The 15,620-nt window shown below is 64.7% G+C and carries 15 protein-coding genes; 5 read left to right on the top strand and 10 right to left on the bottom strand.

Features of this window, described 5'->3' with window-relative positions:
* Position 1 precedes the first annotated feature (1 nt).
* Positions 2 to 913 carry a rhodanese-related sulfurtransferase gene (locus tag Q0C42_RS01070; protein ID WP_295070741.1) on the bottom strand — a complete coding sequence of 304 codons (912 nt, stop codon included), beginning with the start codon at positions 911 to 913 and terminating at the stop codon, positions 2 to 4.
* 99 nt (positions 914 to 1,012) lie between these two features.
* Between Q0C42_RS01070 and pncA the strand changes: the two genes are divergently transcribed.
* Entirely contained in the window at positions 1,013 to 1,621 is a 609-nt protein-coding gene (gene pncA, locus Q0C42_RS01065; RefSeq protein ID WP_295070739.1) for a bifunctional nicotinamidase/pyrazinamidase, read from the top strand.
* Complete coding sequence (gene pncB / locus Q0C42_RS01060) at positions 1,622 to 2,914, top strand: nicotinate phosphoribosyltransferase (RefSeq protein ID WP_295070736.1); 1,293 nt, start codon at positions 1,622 to 1,624, stop codon at positions 2,912 to 2,914.
* A gap of 9 nt (positions 2,915 to 2,923) precedes the next feature.
* Here the strand turns inward: pncB and Q0C42_RS01055 are convergent, their stop codons facing one another.
* The 4 genes from Q0C42_RS01055 to arfB all read right to left on the bottom strand — a co-directional run bounded on the left by Q0C42_RS01055 (position 2,924) and on the right by arfB (position 6,017).
* The gene (locus tag Q0C42_RS01055) at positions 2,924 to 3,940 is read right to left on the bottom strand and encodes an inorganic phosphate transporter (protein WP_295070734.1); all 1,017 of its coding nucleotides are present in this window, start codon (positions 3,938 to 3,940) and stop codon (positions 2,924 to 2,926) included.
* A gap of 7 nt (positions 3,941 to 3,947) precedes the next feature.
* The gene (locus Q0C42_RS01050) at positions 3,948 to 4,592 is read right to left on the bottom strand and encodes a DUF47 domain-containing protein (protein WP_295070733.1); all 645 of its coding nucleotides are present in this window, start codon (positions 4,590 to 4,592) and stop codon (positions 3,948 to 3,950) included.
* Between the two features lie 97 nt (positions 4,593 to 4,689).
* A complete protein-coding gene (locus tag Q0C42_RS01045; RefSeq protein WP_295070730.1) occupies positions 4,690 to 5,598 on the bottom strand; it encodes a phosphotransferase in 909 nt (302 codons plus the stop codon).
* Positions 5,595 to 6,017 carry an alternative ribosome rescue aminoacyl-tRNA hydrolase ArfB gene (gene arfB / locus Q0C42_RS01040; RefSeq protein WP_295070727.1) on the bottom strand — a complete coding sequence of 141 codons (423 nt, stop codon included), beginning with the start codon at positions 6,015 to 6,017 and terminating at the stop codon, positions 5,595 to 5,597. Before arfB ends, Q0C42_RS01045 begins: the two co-directional genes overlap by 4 nt.
* A gap of 158 nt (positions 6,018 to 6,175) precedes the next feature.
* On the opposite strand from arfB, the gene Q0C42_RS01035 reads away from it, so the two are divergent.
* Complete coding sequence (locus tag Q0C42_RS01035) at positions 6,176 to 6,547, top strand: hypothetical protein (protein WP_295070724.1); 372 nt, start codon at positions 6,176 to 6,178, stop codon at positions 6,545 to 6,547.
* 263 nt (positions 6,548 to 6,810) lie between these two features.
* On the opposite strand, the gene Q0C42_RS01030 is transcribed toward Q0C42_RS01035, so the two are convergent.
* The 4 genes from Q0C42_RS01030 to Q0C42_RS01015 form a co-directional block, all read right to left on the bottom strand.
* Positions 6,811 to 7,431, bottom strand: coding sequence for a queuosine precursor transporter (locus tag Q0C42_RS01030; protein WP_295070721.1), 621 nt, complete (start codon positions 7,429 to 7,431; stop codon positions 6,811 to 6,813).
* A gap of 83 nt (positions 7,432 to 7,514) precedes the next feature.
* Entirely contained in the window at positions 7,515 to 8,411 is an 897-nt protein-coding gene (mepA, locus tag Q0C42_RS01025; protein WP_295070719.1) for a penicillin-insensitive murein endopeptidase, read from the bottom strand.
* Entirely contained in the window at positions 8,408 to 9,778 is a 1,371-nt protein-coding gene (locus Q0C42_RS01020; RefSeq protein WP_295070715.1) for an MFS transporter, read from the bottom strand. Before Q0C42_RS01020 ends, mepA begins: the two co-directional genes overlap by 4 nt.
* Positions 9,779 to 9,838: 60 nt before the next feature.
* Complete coding sequence (locus Q0C42_RS01015; RefSeq protein WP_295070712.1) at positions 9,839 to 10,381, bottom strand: acyl-CoA thioesterase; 543 nt, start codon at positions 10,379 to 10,381, stop codon at positions 9,839 to 9,841.
* Between the two features lie 124 nt (positions 10,382 to 10,505).
* Here Q0C42_RS01015 and Q0C42_RS01010 point away from each other — a divergent pair, with 124 nt between their 5' ends.
* Positions 10,506 to 10,790 carry a YggT family protein gene (locus tag Q0C42_RS01010; RefSeq protein WP_295070709.1) on the top strand — a complete coding sequence of 95 codons (285 nt, stop codon included), beginning with the start codon at positions 10,506 to 10,508 and terminating at the stop codon, positions 10,788 to 10,790.
* A 2-nt stretch (positions 10,791 to 10,792) separates the two neighbouring features.
* A complete protein-coding gene (gene recQ / locus Q0C42_RS01005) occupies positions 10,793 to 12,838 on the top strand; it encodes a DNA helicase RecQ (protein ID WP_295070708.1) in 2,046 nt (681 codons plus the stop codon).
* A 153-nt stretch (positions 12,839 to 12,991) separates the two neighbouring features.
* On the opposite strand, the gene Q0C42_RS01000 is transcribed toward recQ, so the two are convergent.
* Positions 12,992 to 15,526, bottom strand: coding sequence for a response regulator (locus Q0C42_RS01000; protein ID WP_295070706.1), 2,535 nt, complete (start codon positions 15,524 to 15,526; stop codon positions 12,992 to 12,994).
* Positions 15,527 to 15,620 lie beyond the last annotated feature (94 nt).

Here is a 15,620-nt window from a genome sequence, read left to right as displayed (position 1 = left end):
CCTACTCTGGCTCGAACCCCAGATGTTGTGTGCCTCGCTTGGCAGCCAGCATCATCTGGCGGTGGCGCTCGCGGAAGCGGTTCCGGTCATCGGGGGAATACGCGTCCACGCAGGCCGGGCAGCATACGCCGTCTTCATAGACCGGGTCCGCCTGATCCGCCGCGGTCACCGGCCGTCGGCACGCCCCGCAGACCTTCAGGCCGCCCGGCACAAGCTTATGACCGACGGACACCCGGTCGTCGAAGACGAAGCACTGTCCTTGCCAGAGGCTCGCCTCCTGCGGCACTTCCTCCAGATACTTCAGGATGCCACCCTTCAGGTGGAATACCTGGTTAACACCTTGTCCCAAAAGGTAATTCGTCGACTTCTCGCAGCGGATGCCGCCGGTGCAGAACATCGCAATCCGCTTGCCGGCAAACCTTTCGCGGTTGTCCTGCCACCACTCCGGAAACTCGCCGAAGGCCTTGGTGCCGGGATCAACAGCACCCTGAAAGGTCCCGATGGCGACCTCGTAATCGTTGCGGGTGTCGATCACCACGGTTTCGGGATCAGAGATCAGGGCGTTCCACTCCGACGGGGCGACATAGTTCCCCACCCGCGCCAAGGGGTCCACGTCGGGTTGCCCCATCGTCACGATCTCGCGCTTCAGCCGCACCTTCATGCGCCCAAAAGGCATTGATTGCGCGAAACTTTCCTTCCATTCCAACCCATCGCAGCCCGGCAGTGCCCGGATCGCCGCCAGCACGGACCGGATGCCGTCAGGGGGACCGGCAATGGTGCCGTTGATCCCCTCGGGCGCCAGAAGAAGCGAGCCCTTGACGCCATGCGCCGCGCAGACCTCCAGCAGCCCCGGCTTCAACGCGGCGGGGTCGGGGAAGCGGGTGAAATGATAGAGCGCGGCGATGGTCAGCATCGCCTTCCTTTGCGCCGAAGCCTCTCGAATTTCAAGCGCTTCGCTTGACGCCCCCGGCCCCCGCACTTACGCAAGGATGGACACCACCAGGAGGCCGCAATGAAGCCCGCAACCGAAGCCCTGATCGTGATCGACGTGCAGAACGACTTCTGCCCCGGCGGGGCTTTGGCGGTCGCGGAGGGGGATCATATCATCAGCCGGATCAACGGGTTGATGGGCGATTTCGCCACCGTGGTCCTGACGCAGGACTGGCATCCCGCGGACCACATGTCCTTTGCCGCCAACCACGCGGGCGCGGCGCCGTTCACCCTGACGCAGATGCCTTACGGCCCGCAGGTGCTGTGGCCCACCCATTGCGTGCAGGGAACGCAGGGCGCGGAGTTCCATTCCGACCTGCGCACCGATCCCGCGCAGCTGGTCATCCGCAAGGGCTTTCGGCCCGAGATCGACAGCTATTCGGCCTTCTTCGAGAACGACCATTCGACGCCCACCGGACTGGAGGGCTATCTGCGCAGCCGGGGGGTAACGGCGGTGACGCTGGTGGGTCTCGCCACCGACTATTGCGTCGCCTATTCGGCCCTGGATGCGGCGCGGCTGGGGTTCAGGGCGACTGTTCTGGAAGGGGCCTGCCGGGCCATCGACCTGAACGGAAGCCTTGCCGAGGCGCGGGACAAGATGCGCGCGGCGGGCGTCGCGCTGGAGGAGTAGATGGTGGATATCGCGACCCGGGTCTGGAACCACAAGTGGAAGATCGACCCCATCGTGCGGTCGCTTATCGACACCGACTTCTACAAGCTTCTGATGTGCCAGTCGATTTTCCGGAACAAGCCGGATACGACGGTGGAGTTCTCGCTGATAAACCGCTCGTCCAAGGTGCGACTGGCCGACCTGATTGACGAGGGCGAGCTGCGCGAACAACTGGACCATGTGCGGTCCCTGTCGTTGACCCGGGGCGAAAGCACCTGGCTGCGCGGGAACACCTTTTACGGCAAGCGGCAGATGTTTCGGTCCGACTTCATGGAGTGGTTCGAGGGCATGCGCCTGCCGGCCTACCACCTTGAAAAGCGCGACGGCCAGTTCGAGCTGACCTTCGAAGGCCGCTGGCCCGAGGTCATGCTGTGGGAGATCCCGGCCCTGGCCGTCCTCATGGAACTGCGCAGCCGCGCCGTGCTGCACGACATGGGTCGGTTCGAATTGCAGGTGCTTTACGCCCGCGGCATGACCCGGCTGTGGGAGAAGATCGAACGCCTGCGGGGCATCGAGGGGCTGAAGATCGCCGATTTCGGCACCCGCCGGCGGCATGGGTTCCTGTGGCAGGACTGGTGCGTCCAGGCGATGCAGGAAGGACTGGGGAACAAGTTCATCGGCACCTCGAACTGCCTGATCGCCAAGAACCGCGATGTGGAAGCAATCGGGACCAACGCCCATGAATTGCCGATGGTCTACAGTGCCTTGGCGGACACGGACGAGGAACTCCGCCAGGCACCCTACCGGGTTCTCGCGGACTGGCAGGAAGAGCACGAGGGCAACCTGCGCATCATCCTGCCGGATACCTATGGCACCGAGGGTTTCCTGAAAAACGCGCCCGACTGGCTGGCGGGCTGGACCGGCATCCGCATCGATTCGGGCGATCCCGCCACGGGGGCCGAGACGGCCATCCGATGGTGGCAGGACCGGGGCGAAGACCCGACGAAAAAGCTGGTGATCTTCTCGGACGGGCTGGATGTCGACACGATCGAGGCACTTTACGCCCGGTTCACCGGCCGGGTGAAGGTGTCCTTCGGCTGGGGCACCATGCTGACGAACGACTTCCGCGGCTTGGTGGAAGGCGATGCACTGGCGCCGTTCAGCCTGGTCTGCAAGGCGCAGTCGGCCAACGGGCGGCCCACGGTCAAGCTGTCGGACAATCCGGCCAAGGCAATGGGGCCGAAGGATGAGATCGAACGCTACAAGCGGGTTTTCGGGGTCGGTGAGCAGAAGGTGCAGGAGGTCCTGGTCTGACCTCCGCCGCTACATGAACTGCGCGCCGATCCAGAAGAAGACCGCGCCCATGATCGCGGCGGCGGGGATGGTGATGACCCAGGCCCAGACAATCCGCCCCGCGATCCCCCAGCGGACGGCATGGACCCGGCGGGCCGAGCCGACACCGACGATGGACGAGGTGATCGTGTGGGTGGTCGACACCGGGATACCAAGGTAGGTCGCACCGAAGAGGGTGATCGCCCCTGCCGTCTCGGCCGCCGCGCCCTGCATCGGGGTCAGGCGGGTGATCTTCGAGCCCATCGTGTGAACGATCCGCCAGCCGCCCAGCATGGTGCCGATGCCCATCACGGTGAAGCAGGACAGGACGACCCAGGCCGGGACGGTGAATTCGTCATAGACGCCATTCGCGTACAGAAGGACCGCGATGATCCCGGCGGTCTTCTGCGCGTCGTTGGACCCGTGGCCGATGGAATAGAGCGCCGAGGTCAGAAGCTGCATCTTGCGGAAGAAGCCATCGGTGCGGGCGGGATTGGCGCGGACGAAGAGCCAGCTGATCAGCACGATCAGGAGAATGCCCAATAGAAACCCAGTCACCGGCGACAGGACGATGGCGAACAGCGTCTTGGACAATCCGCCCCAGACGATCGAGGCTACGCCCGCCTTCGCGACGCCGGCCCCGATGATCCCGCCCACCAGCGCGTGGGAGGAGGACGATGGGATGCCCAGCCGCCAGGTCAGGATGTTCCAGACGATGGCCCCCATCAGCGCCCCGAAGATGACCGCGTTCGTCACCATGTCAGGGTCGATCAACCCCTTGCCGATGGTCGAGGCGACCTTGGCTTCGAAGCCAAAGTAATGCCCGATGAAATAGGCCGAGAAGTTCCAGAAAGCTGCCCACAGGACCGCCAGGAAGGGCGACAGCACCCGCGTCGAGACGATGGTGGCGATGGAGTTCGCGGCATCGTGCATCCCGTTCAACAGGTCGAAGAACAGGGCTACGGCGATCAGGAAGACCAGAAGGAAGGTGACGGAACCGACGTCCATGATGGGCCTACACGTGCTCGATAACGATATCGCTCATCACGTGAGCGACGTCTTCGAACATGTCGCAGACCTTCTCCAGCCGGTCGTAAAGCTCGGCGCCGATGATGAAGTCCAGGGCCTGGTCCTTCGGCGTGGTCTTGAACAAATCCTTCAGGCCGCTGTCGTACATCTGGTCCGATTGCTCTTCGATCCGGCTGATTTCACCGACCATCTGGTGCAACTGGCCCGAGTGGGTGCCGATGTTGCGCATCAGGGGCAGGGCGTTGACCAGAATATCCGCCAAGAGGATGATCCGGTCGCCCATCGCCCGCATGTTCGGGTGGAAGGTGGCCACGTCGTACAGCATCACCGTCTTGCCGGTCTTGTTCATCTGGTCGATGGCATCGTCCAGCGCCGAGGAGAGCGCCTTGATGTCGGAGCGGTCGAAGGGCGTGATGAAGCTGCGGCGGATCGACTGCATCACCTCGTAGCTGATCTGGTCGGCCTCTTCCTCTTGCGTCGACAACCGGGCGCATTTGTCCGCCGTGTCCGGCCCGCCGTCCAGGATTGCACGCAGCGTGTGAGCGGCCTCTTGCGCCTTCTTCGCCTGGGCTTCGAACAGGTCGAAGAAGTTTTCCGACCGCGGCATGATGGCTTTGATGAGCTTGAACATGGTGTCCCCTAGAGCGCCAGGACCACGCGCGTCCCGACCTGCGTTCAGCGCCCCGACTATCCGGTCACAAAAACGTTGTCTATCTGTTACGTTCCCGTTACGCGCCGCCCAGCACGCGCTTTGCGCAGAAGATCGCGCGCGCCAGATGGCTGCGGTTGATCGGGTCGTCCGGTGCAAGGCGGGGCATGGTCCAGCCGACGGAAGCCAACGTGCGGGCCAAGGTAAACGCCTCGACCATCTCGATGTCCGTCGTGCCGTAGCCGGCCATCAGCGCATCGCGCAGCTGGACATGTTCGGGGTGCTGCACGGTCTGCACCAGGGCGGTCCCCAGGTCGTGCAGGCGGTAGCCGAACCCGGAATCGTCGAAGTCGATCAGTGAAACCGAACGGCCGTTCACCAACACGTTCTCGCGCAGGACATCGGCGTGGATCAGTCCAATGTCGCCTGCCAGCCGTTCCCGCAGGGCGTCGCGGGCACGGATCAGGGTCGCGCGCTGATCGGAGGTGGCTGCGGGATGGTCCCAGAACCGACCCCACAGCGGGTCGTCCCCCACCAGCCCGTCCCAGTCCCACCGCGGGCGGGTAAAATCCGGTGGCAAGGTCAGCCGGTCGGTCGCCTGATGGACCTGCGCGAGAAGCCTGCCAAGCGCGTGGTAAAGGTCCAGCACCAGCGGAAGCGGGCGGGTGTTGGGCTGAGCTGCCTCACCCAGGGCCTCGCCCTCCATCCAGGCGATGGCCGAGGCGTGGCGACCATCGGACAACGCCACCAGAAGCGATCCGTCGCGCGCAGGAAGCGCCGCGGGAACCGGCAACCCGGCCTGAGCAAGGGCGGCGCACCACCAAAGCTCGGACCTGATCGCGGCGGGCGACTGGTAACCTGCGCGGTGCAGGCGAAGCGCTGCCCGACCTTGCGGCGTCTGCATCTCGAAGACGTGGTTCTCGCGGTCGCGGATCAGTCGGATCATGCGGCCGTCCCAGTGACGGGCGGCCTCTTCGGCGGGGGTCACTCTTCATCCCCCACTTTGCCGCGCAGCGACTTTACCTCGCCACGCTGGGTCTTGGCCGCAATGCGGCGGCGTTGGCTCCCCAGCGTGGGCTTGGTCGCAATCCGGCGCTTTGGGGTGACCAGGGCCGCACGGATCAGCTCGACCAGCCGCTCGCGCGCGATTTCGCGGTTTTGCGCCTGGCTGCGGGTGTCTTCGACCTGGATGACGATGGCACCTTCCGTGGTCCAGCGTCGCCCTGCCAGCTTCTTCAGTCGTACCTTCACGCCGGGCGTCAGGTGCGGCGAGCGCTCCGCCTCGAACCGCAATTCGACGGCGGTCGAGACCTTGTTGACGTTTTGCCCGCCGGGACCCGATGCCCGCATGAAGCTTTCGGACAGTTCCCAATCGGCGATGGAGAGGTTTTCGGTGACTTGAAGCATGCGGCAAAGCTATTCGGGCCGGGGCAAAAGTGAAAGGGTTGGCGATTGCAAAGCTGTCCACGCGACGGCACGCCATGACGTCCCCGCCGGGTTGTCCGAAGATATCTCCGCGTCCCTTCTGCCAACGCCAGTCCAGGCACATCGCCGGACGGATCCAAGTGCCACGCTTCGTCCCGCAAGCCTATCAACCGCAAGAGATCACCCAGCTTCGTGCGCTTGGCTATCCCGAGGTCATCTGGACGCTGTATGCTTTCGGGAGTGATGGCGAGGTCATCCGCCGGGAAGCAAAGGCGCATCAGCCCGCGGCCATCGCGATGCCTGTCGACATGGCGCGATCGGGGCTGCTTGCCGCGCTAAGCCCGGAGTTGGACATTCCGCTTTATGTCCACACGGTGAACGAAAGGGCCGATGCGGCCTGCTTTTTCGCCATGGGAGCGGCCGGCCTTTACTCTGACGAACTTGTGGCTTCCGATCTGGGTGACGACCCCGAACCTGACGGCTGCGAGAGCGTCGTCACAGAGATGCGCTGACTGTCCAGACACGTCGGAACGGCCGCACCAAAAGAGAAAGGGTTGCCTGGTCAGGCAACCCTTTCCGAGATCCAAGGAGATGGGCCAGTTAGGGCATCCAAATCCAATCGGTGGTCTATTTTCAAGGGGCTGCCCTTAGAAAATACCCCTCCCGACTGTCCCGACACCTCTCTCCAATATCACTCTAGACACTGGATCACCTCCTTTCAAAATGGTTGCCGATAAGGAAAAGGTGACACAGATTTTGTGTTTGTCAAAACAAATTACGCTACCCTTGCGGTGAGCTTGGCAATTGCCATTCTGAAAGGCACCAGTGCCACCAAAGCCAGCAAAAGCTTCACAAGCCAGTCCCCGACCGCAAGCGAGACCCAGAACGGCGCCTCGGGGCCAAGGCCCAGAAGCGGCATCGGCGCAGTCGCCCAGGAGACGTCATTGCCCGGCTCCAGCACCGTCAATGCAGCCGAAAAGGCGACGGTGAAGAAGATCGCGGTGTCGAGGGTGGAGGACACCAGGGTCGATACCAGCGGCGCTTTCCACCAGCTGCCCTGCCGCAGGCGGTTGAAGACCGAAATGTCCAAAAGCTGCGCGCAGAGAAAGGCGATGCCCGACCCCAGCGCGATGCGAAGCGTGACGAGGGGGCCGAACTCGCCCATGATCTGGGTGCCGATGAAGGAACACAGGATGCCGGTCGCAAAACCCGCGAATACGACGCGGCGGGCAGCGGCGGGACCCTCCAGCCGGTTCACCAGATCGGTCACAAGAAAAGCGAAGGGATAGGTCAGCGCCCCCCAGGTCAGGAAGGTGCCCAAGGGGTATTGGACCAGGATGTTCGAGGCGACGACAATGGCCGCCATGGCGATGACGCCAGGAAGAAGGATGCGCATGTTGCTTTCCGTTTTGACAAGGTCGCGGAGACTTGGCCCCCACCATGAGGGCGGAGGCGAACTATACCCGCGGCCGTCCCCTGTCAATCTGCGGCAAGCACGCCTTTGCACTGCCGCGGCAGGTCGGCCATCGTGAACTCGCGCGGGCCCTTCTTCCTGGGCGCATCCTCGTCGCGGGGCTTCTTGCCGTCGGACTTCGGTGGGTCCAGGTAGTCGGTCACCCACCACATCAACGTCTCGTCACAGCCGTCGCCGCCCTTGGACAGCGCGTCCACCGTGGGGCTTTGAGTTTCGCACAGCCGCGCGCCCTTGGGGCATTTCAGGCGGACGTGGAAATGCGTCTCATGGCCCGCGACGGGGCGGATCTTCTGGAGCCATTTCTTGTCCGAACGCTTGGCGGTCCGGCACATCTCGATCTTGACCGCCGCCGCGACGAAGATCCGGTCCACGCGCGGATCGCTTGCCGCCTGCTTCAGCAACTCACGATGCGTGCGGGTCCAGTTTTCCGTCACCGAACGCTGGTCGGCGGACCGCACGGGGATGCTGCTGATCTCCTCACGCTCCGCCGCGCTCAGGTCCAGGCGGCGCGGGGGCAGCATCCAGATGTCGGCGTCCAGGCCGATCTGGTGGCTGGCGTGCCCGCTGGTCATCGGCCCGCCGCGCGGCTGGCTGATGTCACCGATGTAGAGACCGCGGCCAAAGCCGATGTCGCGGGCGGTGGCCGACAGGTCCATCAGGAACTGCACCATCTGCGGCTGGCCGAAGTTGCGGTTTCGCGACAGCCGCATCGCCTGCCAGGTCGGCCCGGTCTCTGGCAACTCCACCATCCCTGCCGCACAGCCCCGGGCGTAGCTGCCGATCGGCATCGAATCCTGCGCCGAGGGCGCGGCCATCGCACCGAACAGCCTGTTGGCAAGCTTCTCGGCCTGAACCGGGGCCGCAAGAAGAAGGGACAGCAGCAGGGCGCGGGTCAGGATCATGCGGGCATCTCACCTTTGGGTTTGACGAAGGTTAGCAGGATCAGACCGATAAGGAACAACACAACCAGGGGAGCAATGCCGATCCGCTGCGATCCGCTGATGGTCGTGACAAGGGCGATCAGGGCAGGGGACATGAAGCTCGCGACCTTGCCGGAGAGCGCGTAAAGCCCGAATGCCTCGGTCGCGCGGTCCGGCGTGGTGTGGCGAGCCATCATCGTCCGGCTGGCGGCCTGCAACGAGCCACCGGCTGCGCCGATCAGCGCCCCACAGGCGAAGAAGATCTGGTCCGGCGTGCTGGAGGCCGGATCCAGCGGAATGCCCCAGACACCTTCGCGCGTCATGCCGACCATCAAGAGGCACACCAGGATCAGCACAATGATCGACGCCATGATCACGGGCTTTGGCCCGATGGCGCGGTCCACCCGGCCGCCGATGAAGGCCGCGACCATCGCGGTGACTGCGCCCACGATCCCGAAGATGCCGATCTGAATGATTGACCAGCCCAACACGCCCGAGGCGTAGACTCCGCCGAACCCGTAAAGCGCGTTCAGCGCATCGCGGTAGAACAGGGCCGAGGCCAGGTAAGCCGACAGGCTTTTGCGGTAGCGCAATGACCGGATCAGGTCCCTCAGGCTGCCGAAGGCGCGGCCCAGGTGCAGGGGGCGGCGGTCGGTGTGCGGCTCTCTCACCCAAAGGAAGAAGGGGATCATGAAGATCACGAACCAGATCGCCGTGAAGGGGCCGACGAACCGCGTCCCCTCCCGTGCCTCTGGGTCAAGGCCGAAGAGAGGCGGCGTTCCCAGAAGGGTCAGCCCGCTGTCAGCGCCTTCCGCAAAGAAAAGCAGCATGATCACCAGCGCCAGCAGCCCGCCGAGATAGCCGAAGGCGAACCCGGTCCCCGAAATCGCCCCCAGGTCGTCGGCCTGGGTCAGCGACGGCATCAGCGCGTTGGTGAAGATCGTCGCAAACTCCATCCCGATGAAGCCGATGCCGAACAGGCAGACCGCCCAGAACAGCATCCCCTCGGTGCCGCCAGGGGCCACCCACCACAGGCCGAAGGAGCCGACGACGTAGAAGGCCGAGAAGGTCCAGACCCAGATCAGCCGTCGCCCGGTTCCATCGGCGATGGCCCCCAGGATGGGCGCCAGGATCGCGACCGAGACCGAGGCGATGGCCAGTCCCCAACCCCAGTAAGCCTGCGCGGCAGCCTTCGCCGCCTCTTCGTCCAGACCGGCACCCATGTAGTAGCCACGGGCGATTTCCGCGAAATACGGGCCGAAGATGAAGGTCAGAAGCAGGGTGTTGTAAGGCTGGCTGGCCCAGTCAAAAAAGTACCAGCCCCAGATCCGCTTGCGGTCGCCCACCATGCCTGCCCCCTGTTTTTCGGCGAAGTGAACCCGGAAACGCGGGGTAGCGCAAGCACCGGCTCAGGTCCTTGGCGGACGCTCGGGCGGCCAGGGGCGGGTCGCCTCGGCGGCGATCCAGGCATTGACCCAATCCGGCAGCTCTGGACTAAGCGTCGATACACCCGCCGCTTTTGCCAGTTCGACCGGCGGAACGATCCCCGCTTTCGACACGATGGCCGACCGGATCAGAACTTGCGACGCGCAGTCATCGCCCCTCCACATCGACTGTTCGGTGTAGAGAAACTTGTCGTCCCACCCAAGGCAGCGGCTATAGGTCACCAGCCTGGAAAACATCGTCACCCGCCGCCGGTAGCGGACGCTGGACCCGGCCACTGTCATCCCCCAGCCCCGTGCGATCAGATGCTTGTGGATGCCGGTCCGCGACCCCAGCGGCAACCGGCCCAAGTCATACAGCGTCAGCGTGCGGCCGTTGTTCAACTCGACCCAGGGGTCCAGATCCCAGGGCCAGCAGATGTGATGGCTGACATGAGTGTCGAACAGCCCCAAGGGCGGCATCTGCCGGGCGCGGGCCATCTCCTTGAACATGCGCAGGAAAGGGTACATCGGGGATCTCCGGTTTCCGCCGCAGTGGCGCGCCCGGCGTGGAAGGTCAAGCGGAACGCTGCGGAAGCCATTGCCCTTTCGACGCCCGGTCGCTACCTCTGCCCAAATCCTGACGGAGTGCCCGATGACCTCGCTTTACCAGATCCTCATGCTGATCCTGAACGTGGCACAGTTCATCATCCTGGCCCATGTCATCATGAGCTGGTTGATCAACTTCCAGGTCCTGAACATCCGTCAGCCGCTGGTCGCGCAGATCTGGTACGGGCTGAACCGCCTGCTGGAACCGCTTTACGCTCCGATCAGACGCATCCTGCCGCCGATGGGACTGGACCTGGCACCGCTGATCGTCCTGATCGCGGTCTACGCCCTGCAGATAATCCTGACGAACAACGTCGCCGCCTTCCTCTGACATTGGACCGCGCCGCCCAGCTTCTGCATTCCGTCTTCGGCTTCCCTGACTTCCGTCCGGGCCAGGCCGAGATTGTCCAATCGGTGCTGGAAGGCCGAAACACGCTGGCGATCATGCCGACGGGCGGAGGCAAGTCGCTGTGCTTCCAGCTGCCGGCGCTGTGCCGGGACGGTGTGACCGTCGTCATCTCTCCGCTGATCGCTCTGATGCGCGACCAGGTGCGCGCGCTGAAGGCCGCTGGGGTCGAGGCCGGGGCGCTGACCTCGGGGAACACGGATGAGGAGACGGAAGAGGTCTTCCAGGCCATCGACGAGGGGCGGCTGAAGCTTCTCTACATGGCGCCCGAGCGACTGGCCTCCGGGTCGGCGATGGCGCTTCTCCGGCGGGCGAAGTGCAGCCTGATCGCGGTGGACGAGGCGCATTGCGTTTCGCAGTGGGGCCACGACTTCCGCCCCGACTACCTGCGGATCGGCGAGCTGCGCCGCAGCTTGCAGGTGCCGCTGGCGGCCTTCACCGCGACGGCGGATGAGGAGACGCGGGCCGAGATCGTGACACGCCTCTTCGACGGCGAGGCGCCGACCACCTTCCTGCGCGGCTTCGACCGGCCGAACATCCACCTGGCCTTCTCGGTCAAGGACAAGCCACGCGAACAGATCCTGCGCTTTGCATCGGCGCGCAAGGGTCAGTCCGGCATCGTCTATTGCGCTACCCGCGCGAAGACCGAGACGCTGGCCCAGGCCCTGCGCGAGGCGCGGCACGAGGCCGTGGCCTATCACGGTGGCATGGAAGCCGACGAACGCCGCCGGGTGGAGGTCCGCTTCCAGCGCGAAGACGGGCTGATCGTGGTGGCGACCATCGCCTTCGGAATGGGGATCGACAAGCCGGACATCCGCTGGGTGGCACACGCGGACCTTCCGAAGTCGATCGAGGGCTACTACCAGGAAATCGGCCGAGCGGGGCGCGATGGCTCGCCCGCCGAGACAATGACGCTTTACGGCCCCGACGACATCCGTCTGCGGCGGTCGCAGATTGACGAGGGGGCAGCCCCTGCGGACCGCAAGGCTGCGGACCACACCCGGCTGAACGCGCTTCTGGGTCTGGCCGAGGCTTTGGCCTGCCGACGTCAGGTCCTGCTGGGTTATTTCGGCGAGACGGCGGAACCTTGCGGAAACTGCGACCTCTGCGACCGCCCGGCGCAGCTCTTCGACGCGACCGAGGCGGTGCGAAAGGCCTTGTCGGCGATCCTGCGGACGGGGGAGTGGTTCGGAGCGGGCCATTTGATCGACATTCTGACCGGCACGGCGACCGACAAGGTGCGGGAACGGGGTCACGACCAGCTGCCGACTTTCGCGGTTGGGAAGGACCTGTCGAAACCGGCCTGGGGCGCGGTCTTCCGGCAGATGATGGGCCGCGACCTCGTCCGTCCGGACCCCGACCGCCACGGTGCGCTGCGGATGACGGACGCCGCCCGGCCGGTCCTGCGCGGCGAGGCGACAGTGACGCTGCGCCGTGACACGGTGGTGTCTGCAGGCGAGCGGGAACCGGTTGTCCGCGCGCAGGTGGCGGATGAGGATCTGGGGCTCCTGGCCTTGCTGAAGGCCAAACGGCGTGCGCTGGCCGAGGCGCAGAACGTGCCGGCCTATGTGGTCTTCCCGGACAAGACGTTGATCGAGATGGCGGAGCGGAAGCCTGCGACCCTAGATCAGATGGCGGGCATTACCGGGGTCGGCGCGCGGAAGCTGGAAAGCTATGGCGCGGCCTTTCTGGAGGTGATCACCGGCGCGGCGGAGGGGCTGCATCCCGCGCGGATGAAGCTGGCGGGGCGGCCGGAGGGCGCGCTGTTCGACCGGTTGGCAGAGATCCAGCTGTCGCTGTCGCGGGGAGAGGACGGGACCGGGAAATACCTGACGTGTACACATTCCACCCTGCGCGCCATCGCGGAACGGCGGCCCTCGACCCTGGCGGAACTGACCGGGATTTCCGGCATGGGCGAGGCCAAGTTGGAGCGTTTCGGGGAGGCCTTCCTGGCGGTGCTGCGGGACAGTTGAAGGTCCCGTCCAAGGTGGTGGGATTCGGGTTCTGCGACCCAGACAAGGGGGCTGGATGGAACCGTCGGAGCCTCCGGCGGGGATATTTGAGCAAAGATGAAAGGCCTGTCACGCGCTGGCCGAGGGACAGTCCGGCGGAAAGCTGGGTAGGCTTCAGGCGGCGTCCTCGGCCGGGTGGGCAAGCGGGGGGCGGGCCTCGGGTGGGCAGTATTCGCCAAGCGCCCCTTCGATGGCGGTCTTCCGCAGGGGTTTCGTCAGGTAGCGGTCGATGCCGGACGCGAGGATTGCCTCGGCGTCGCCTTCCATCGCGTGGGCGGTCAGGGCGACGATGGGGACGGTGGCGCCCATTCCACGCAGGGTGCGGGCGGCTTCCTTGCCGTCCATTTCGGGCATCGAGATGTCCATGAAGATCAGGTCGGGCTGAAACTCCTGGAACATCTCGACGGCGATGCGGCCGTTGTCGGCAAAGCGCAACTCGATGTCCATGCCGCGGACCATCTTTTGAAAGACGAGCTGGTTGGTCTTGTTGTCCTCGGCCGCAAGGACCCGCATCTGGCGCAGGTCGGCGGGAACGACCGGAGCAGCCATGGCCAGATCCTCGACAGCGGGGGCCGTCTGGCCCTGCAGGTGGCGGTAGAGGTCGGAGCGCAGGATCGGCTTTTGCAGGATCGCGGCGAAGTCATGCGCCATGCTGCCAAGGCCCGTGGGATTGGACGACAGGAGCATCACCGGCAGGGTATGTCCGGCGACGCGGATCTGCTCCAGAAGCTGGACCCCGTCCATTTCCGGCATGGCGTGGTCGGTCAGCACCACGTCATAGCTGGCGTCGGTGGCCAGCTTTTCCAGCACTTCGGCGCCCGTGCGGCAGAGCGTGACCTCGATCCCGCAGGGGGCAAGCTGGCGTTCCAGGATCGTGCGGTTGATGAACTGGTCGTCGACGGCAATCACGCGCTTGACGGCGACCGGAACCTGGGCGGGTGCCGAGTCCTCGGCCACCGGAAGCGTCACGCGGAAACCGAAGCTGGAGCCCTGGCCGAAGTCGCTGTCGACCCAGACCGCTCCGCCCATGTGTTCGATCAGGCGGCGGGTGATCGCAAGGCCCAAGCCGGTGCCTTCGAACTTGCGGTTCCGCTCATCCTCGACTTGGTTGAACTCACCAAAGATGTGGTCGAGGTATTCGGGCGCAATGCCGATGCCGGTGTCCTCGACGGTGACATGCAGGGTCTGGCGGCCTTCCTCGTCGTCCACACCGACGACGCGGGTAAGCACGTGGCCCTTTTCGGTGAACTTCACCGCGTTGCCGATCAGGTTGGTCAGCACCTGGCGCAGGCGGCCCGGGTCGCCGACGAAGCGGGTGGGCAGGAACATGTCGAAGTCGATCATCAGGTCGATGCCCTTTTCCCGCGCGCGGGGCTGCAGCAGCATCGTCACCTCGTGGATCGTGCGTTCCAGATCGAAGGGTTCGGGTCGCAGGGTCAGACGCTCGGCCTCGATCTTGGAATAGTCGAGGATGTCATTGATGATGACCAGCAGCGCCTCGCCCGAGGATCGGATGGTTTCGGCAAAAAGGCGCTGTTCTTCCGACAGCGCAGTGTCGCAAAGAAGTTCCGCCATCCCGACGACGCCGTTCATCGGCGTGCGGATTTCGTGGCTCATGTTGGCCAGGAAGGCGGACTTGGCGCGGTTTGCGGCCTCGGCCTGCTTGCGGGCGGCCTCCAGCTGCGACTGCTGTTCGCGCATGGCGGTGATGTCGGTCCGAAGCCCGACGCGGCCGCCGTCCGGGGTGACGTGGTCGGATTCCAGGATCACCTGGCCGGAGGCGAGCGTATTCTCGGCAATGGTGTCGGCGGCGCGGAAATGGCGCAGCCGTTCGGCAAGCCAATCCTCCTCGCGCCCCACGGCGTCGGGCACGTGGCTGTGCTTCAGCCCATGGCGCAAGAGATCCTCGAAAGTGACGCCGGGCTGGATGAGGGGGGCAGAGTCGGGAAACATTTCGCGGTAACGCTGATTGCAGGCCAAAAGTCGTTCCTCCCGGTCAAAAAGGACAAAGCCATCGGGCAAGACGTCGATGGCGGCCCAGATGCGCATCTGTTCGGTGATGTCGATGGCAAGCGTGACAATGCCACCATCGTTGGCGCGGCGATCCTGCAGCTTGATCCAGGTGCCGTTGCGCAATTTCAGCGTGACGGGTTCGATCCGGTCGCAGTCGATCCGGGCGCGCATGCGCTGGGTGAAATCGTCCAGCGTTTCATCGCCGAGGTCGAGAACGGTGCGGGCGAAGATCCCCAACAACTCGTCATAGGACACGCCGGGGGCGACGGGCTGGCCGTCGAACCAGGACAGGAAGGCCTGGTTGGCGGTGGCCAGCTTGAGGTTGGCATCGAACACCGCGAATCCGTCGCGGATGGTATTGATCGCGTCCCAAAGCCTTCGCTCGGCCATGACGGCGGCAGTGTGGGCGCGGTCGAGGTCGTCGACGAAGCGGAGATTCTGGTCCTTCAGAAGCTCGGCCTCGGACAGCGCGGATTTCACGACCTGGCGCTGTTCGACGATCTGGTCGGACAAGGACCGGGCATGGATGGCAAGTTTCTCGTTGGCGGCGAAAAGCTCGCGGCTTTTCTGGTCGAGAAGGCGTTCGGCAGCCAGTCTGGCGCGCCGTTCCTTCACGAGACGTTCCGAAAGATCCATGCTTGACCGACCGACATTCTGCGCGGTGCCGGCGGAGGCCGACATCCGGTTTTCGCGACTACCCTCGCCGATCAAAATGAACCAAGGCTTAACG

It is taken from the genome of Tabrizicola sp., assembly GCF_022842145.1.
Lineage (GTDB): Bacteria > Pseudomonadota > Alphaproteobacteria > Rhodobacterales > Rhodobacteraceae > Tabrizicola.
The sequence above is the reverse complement of the archived record's forward strand: the minus strand, read 5'-3'. Positions and strand labels throughout refer to the sequence as shown.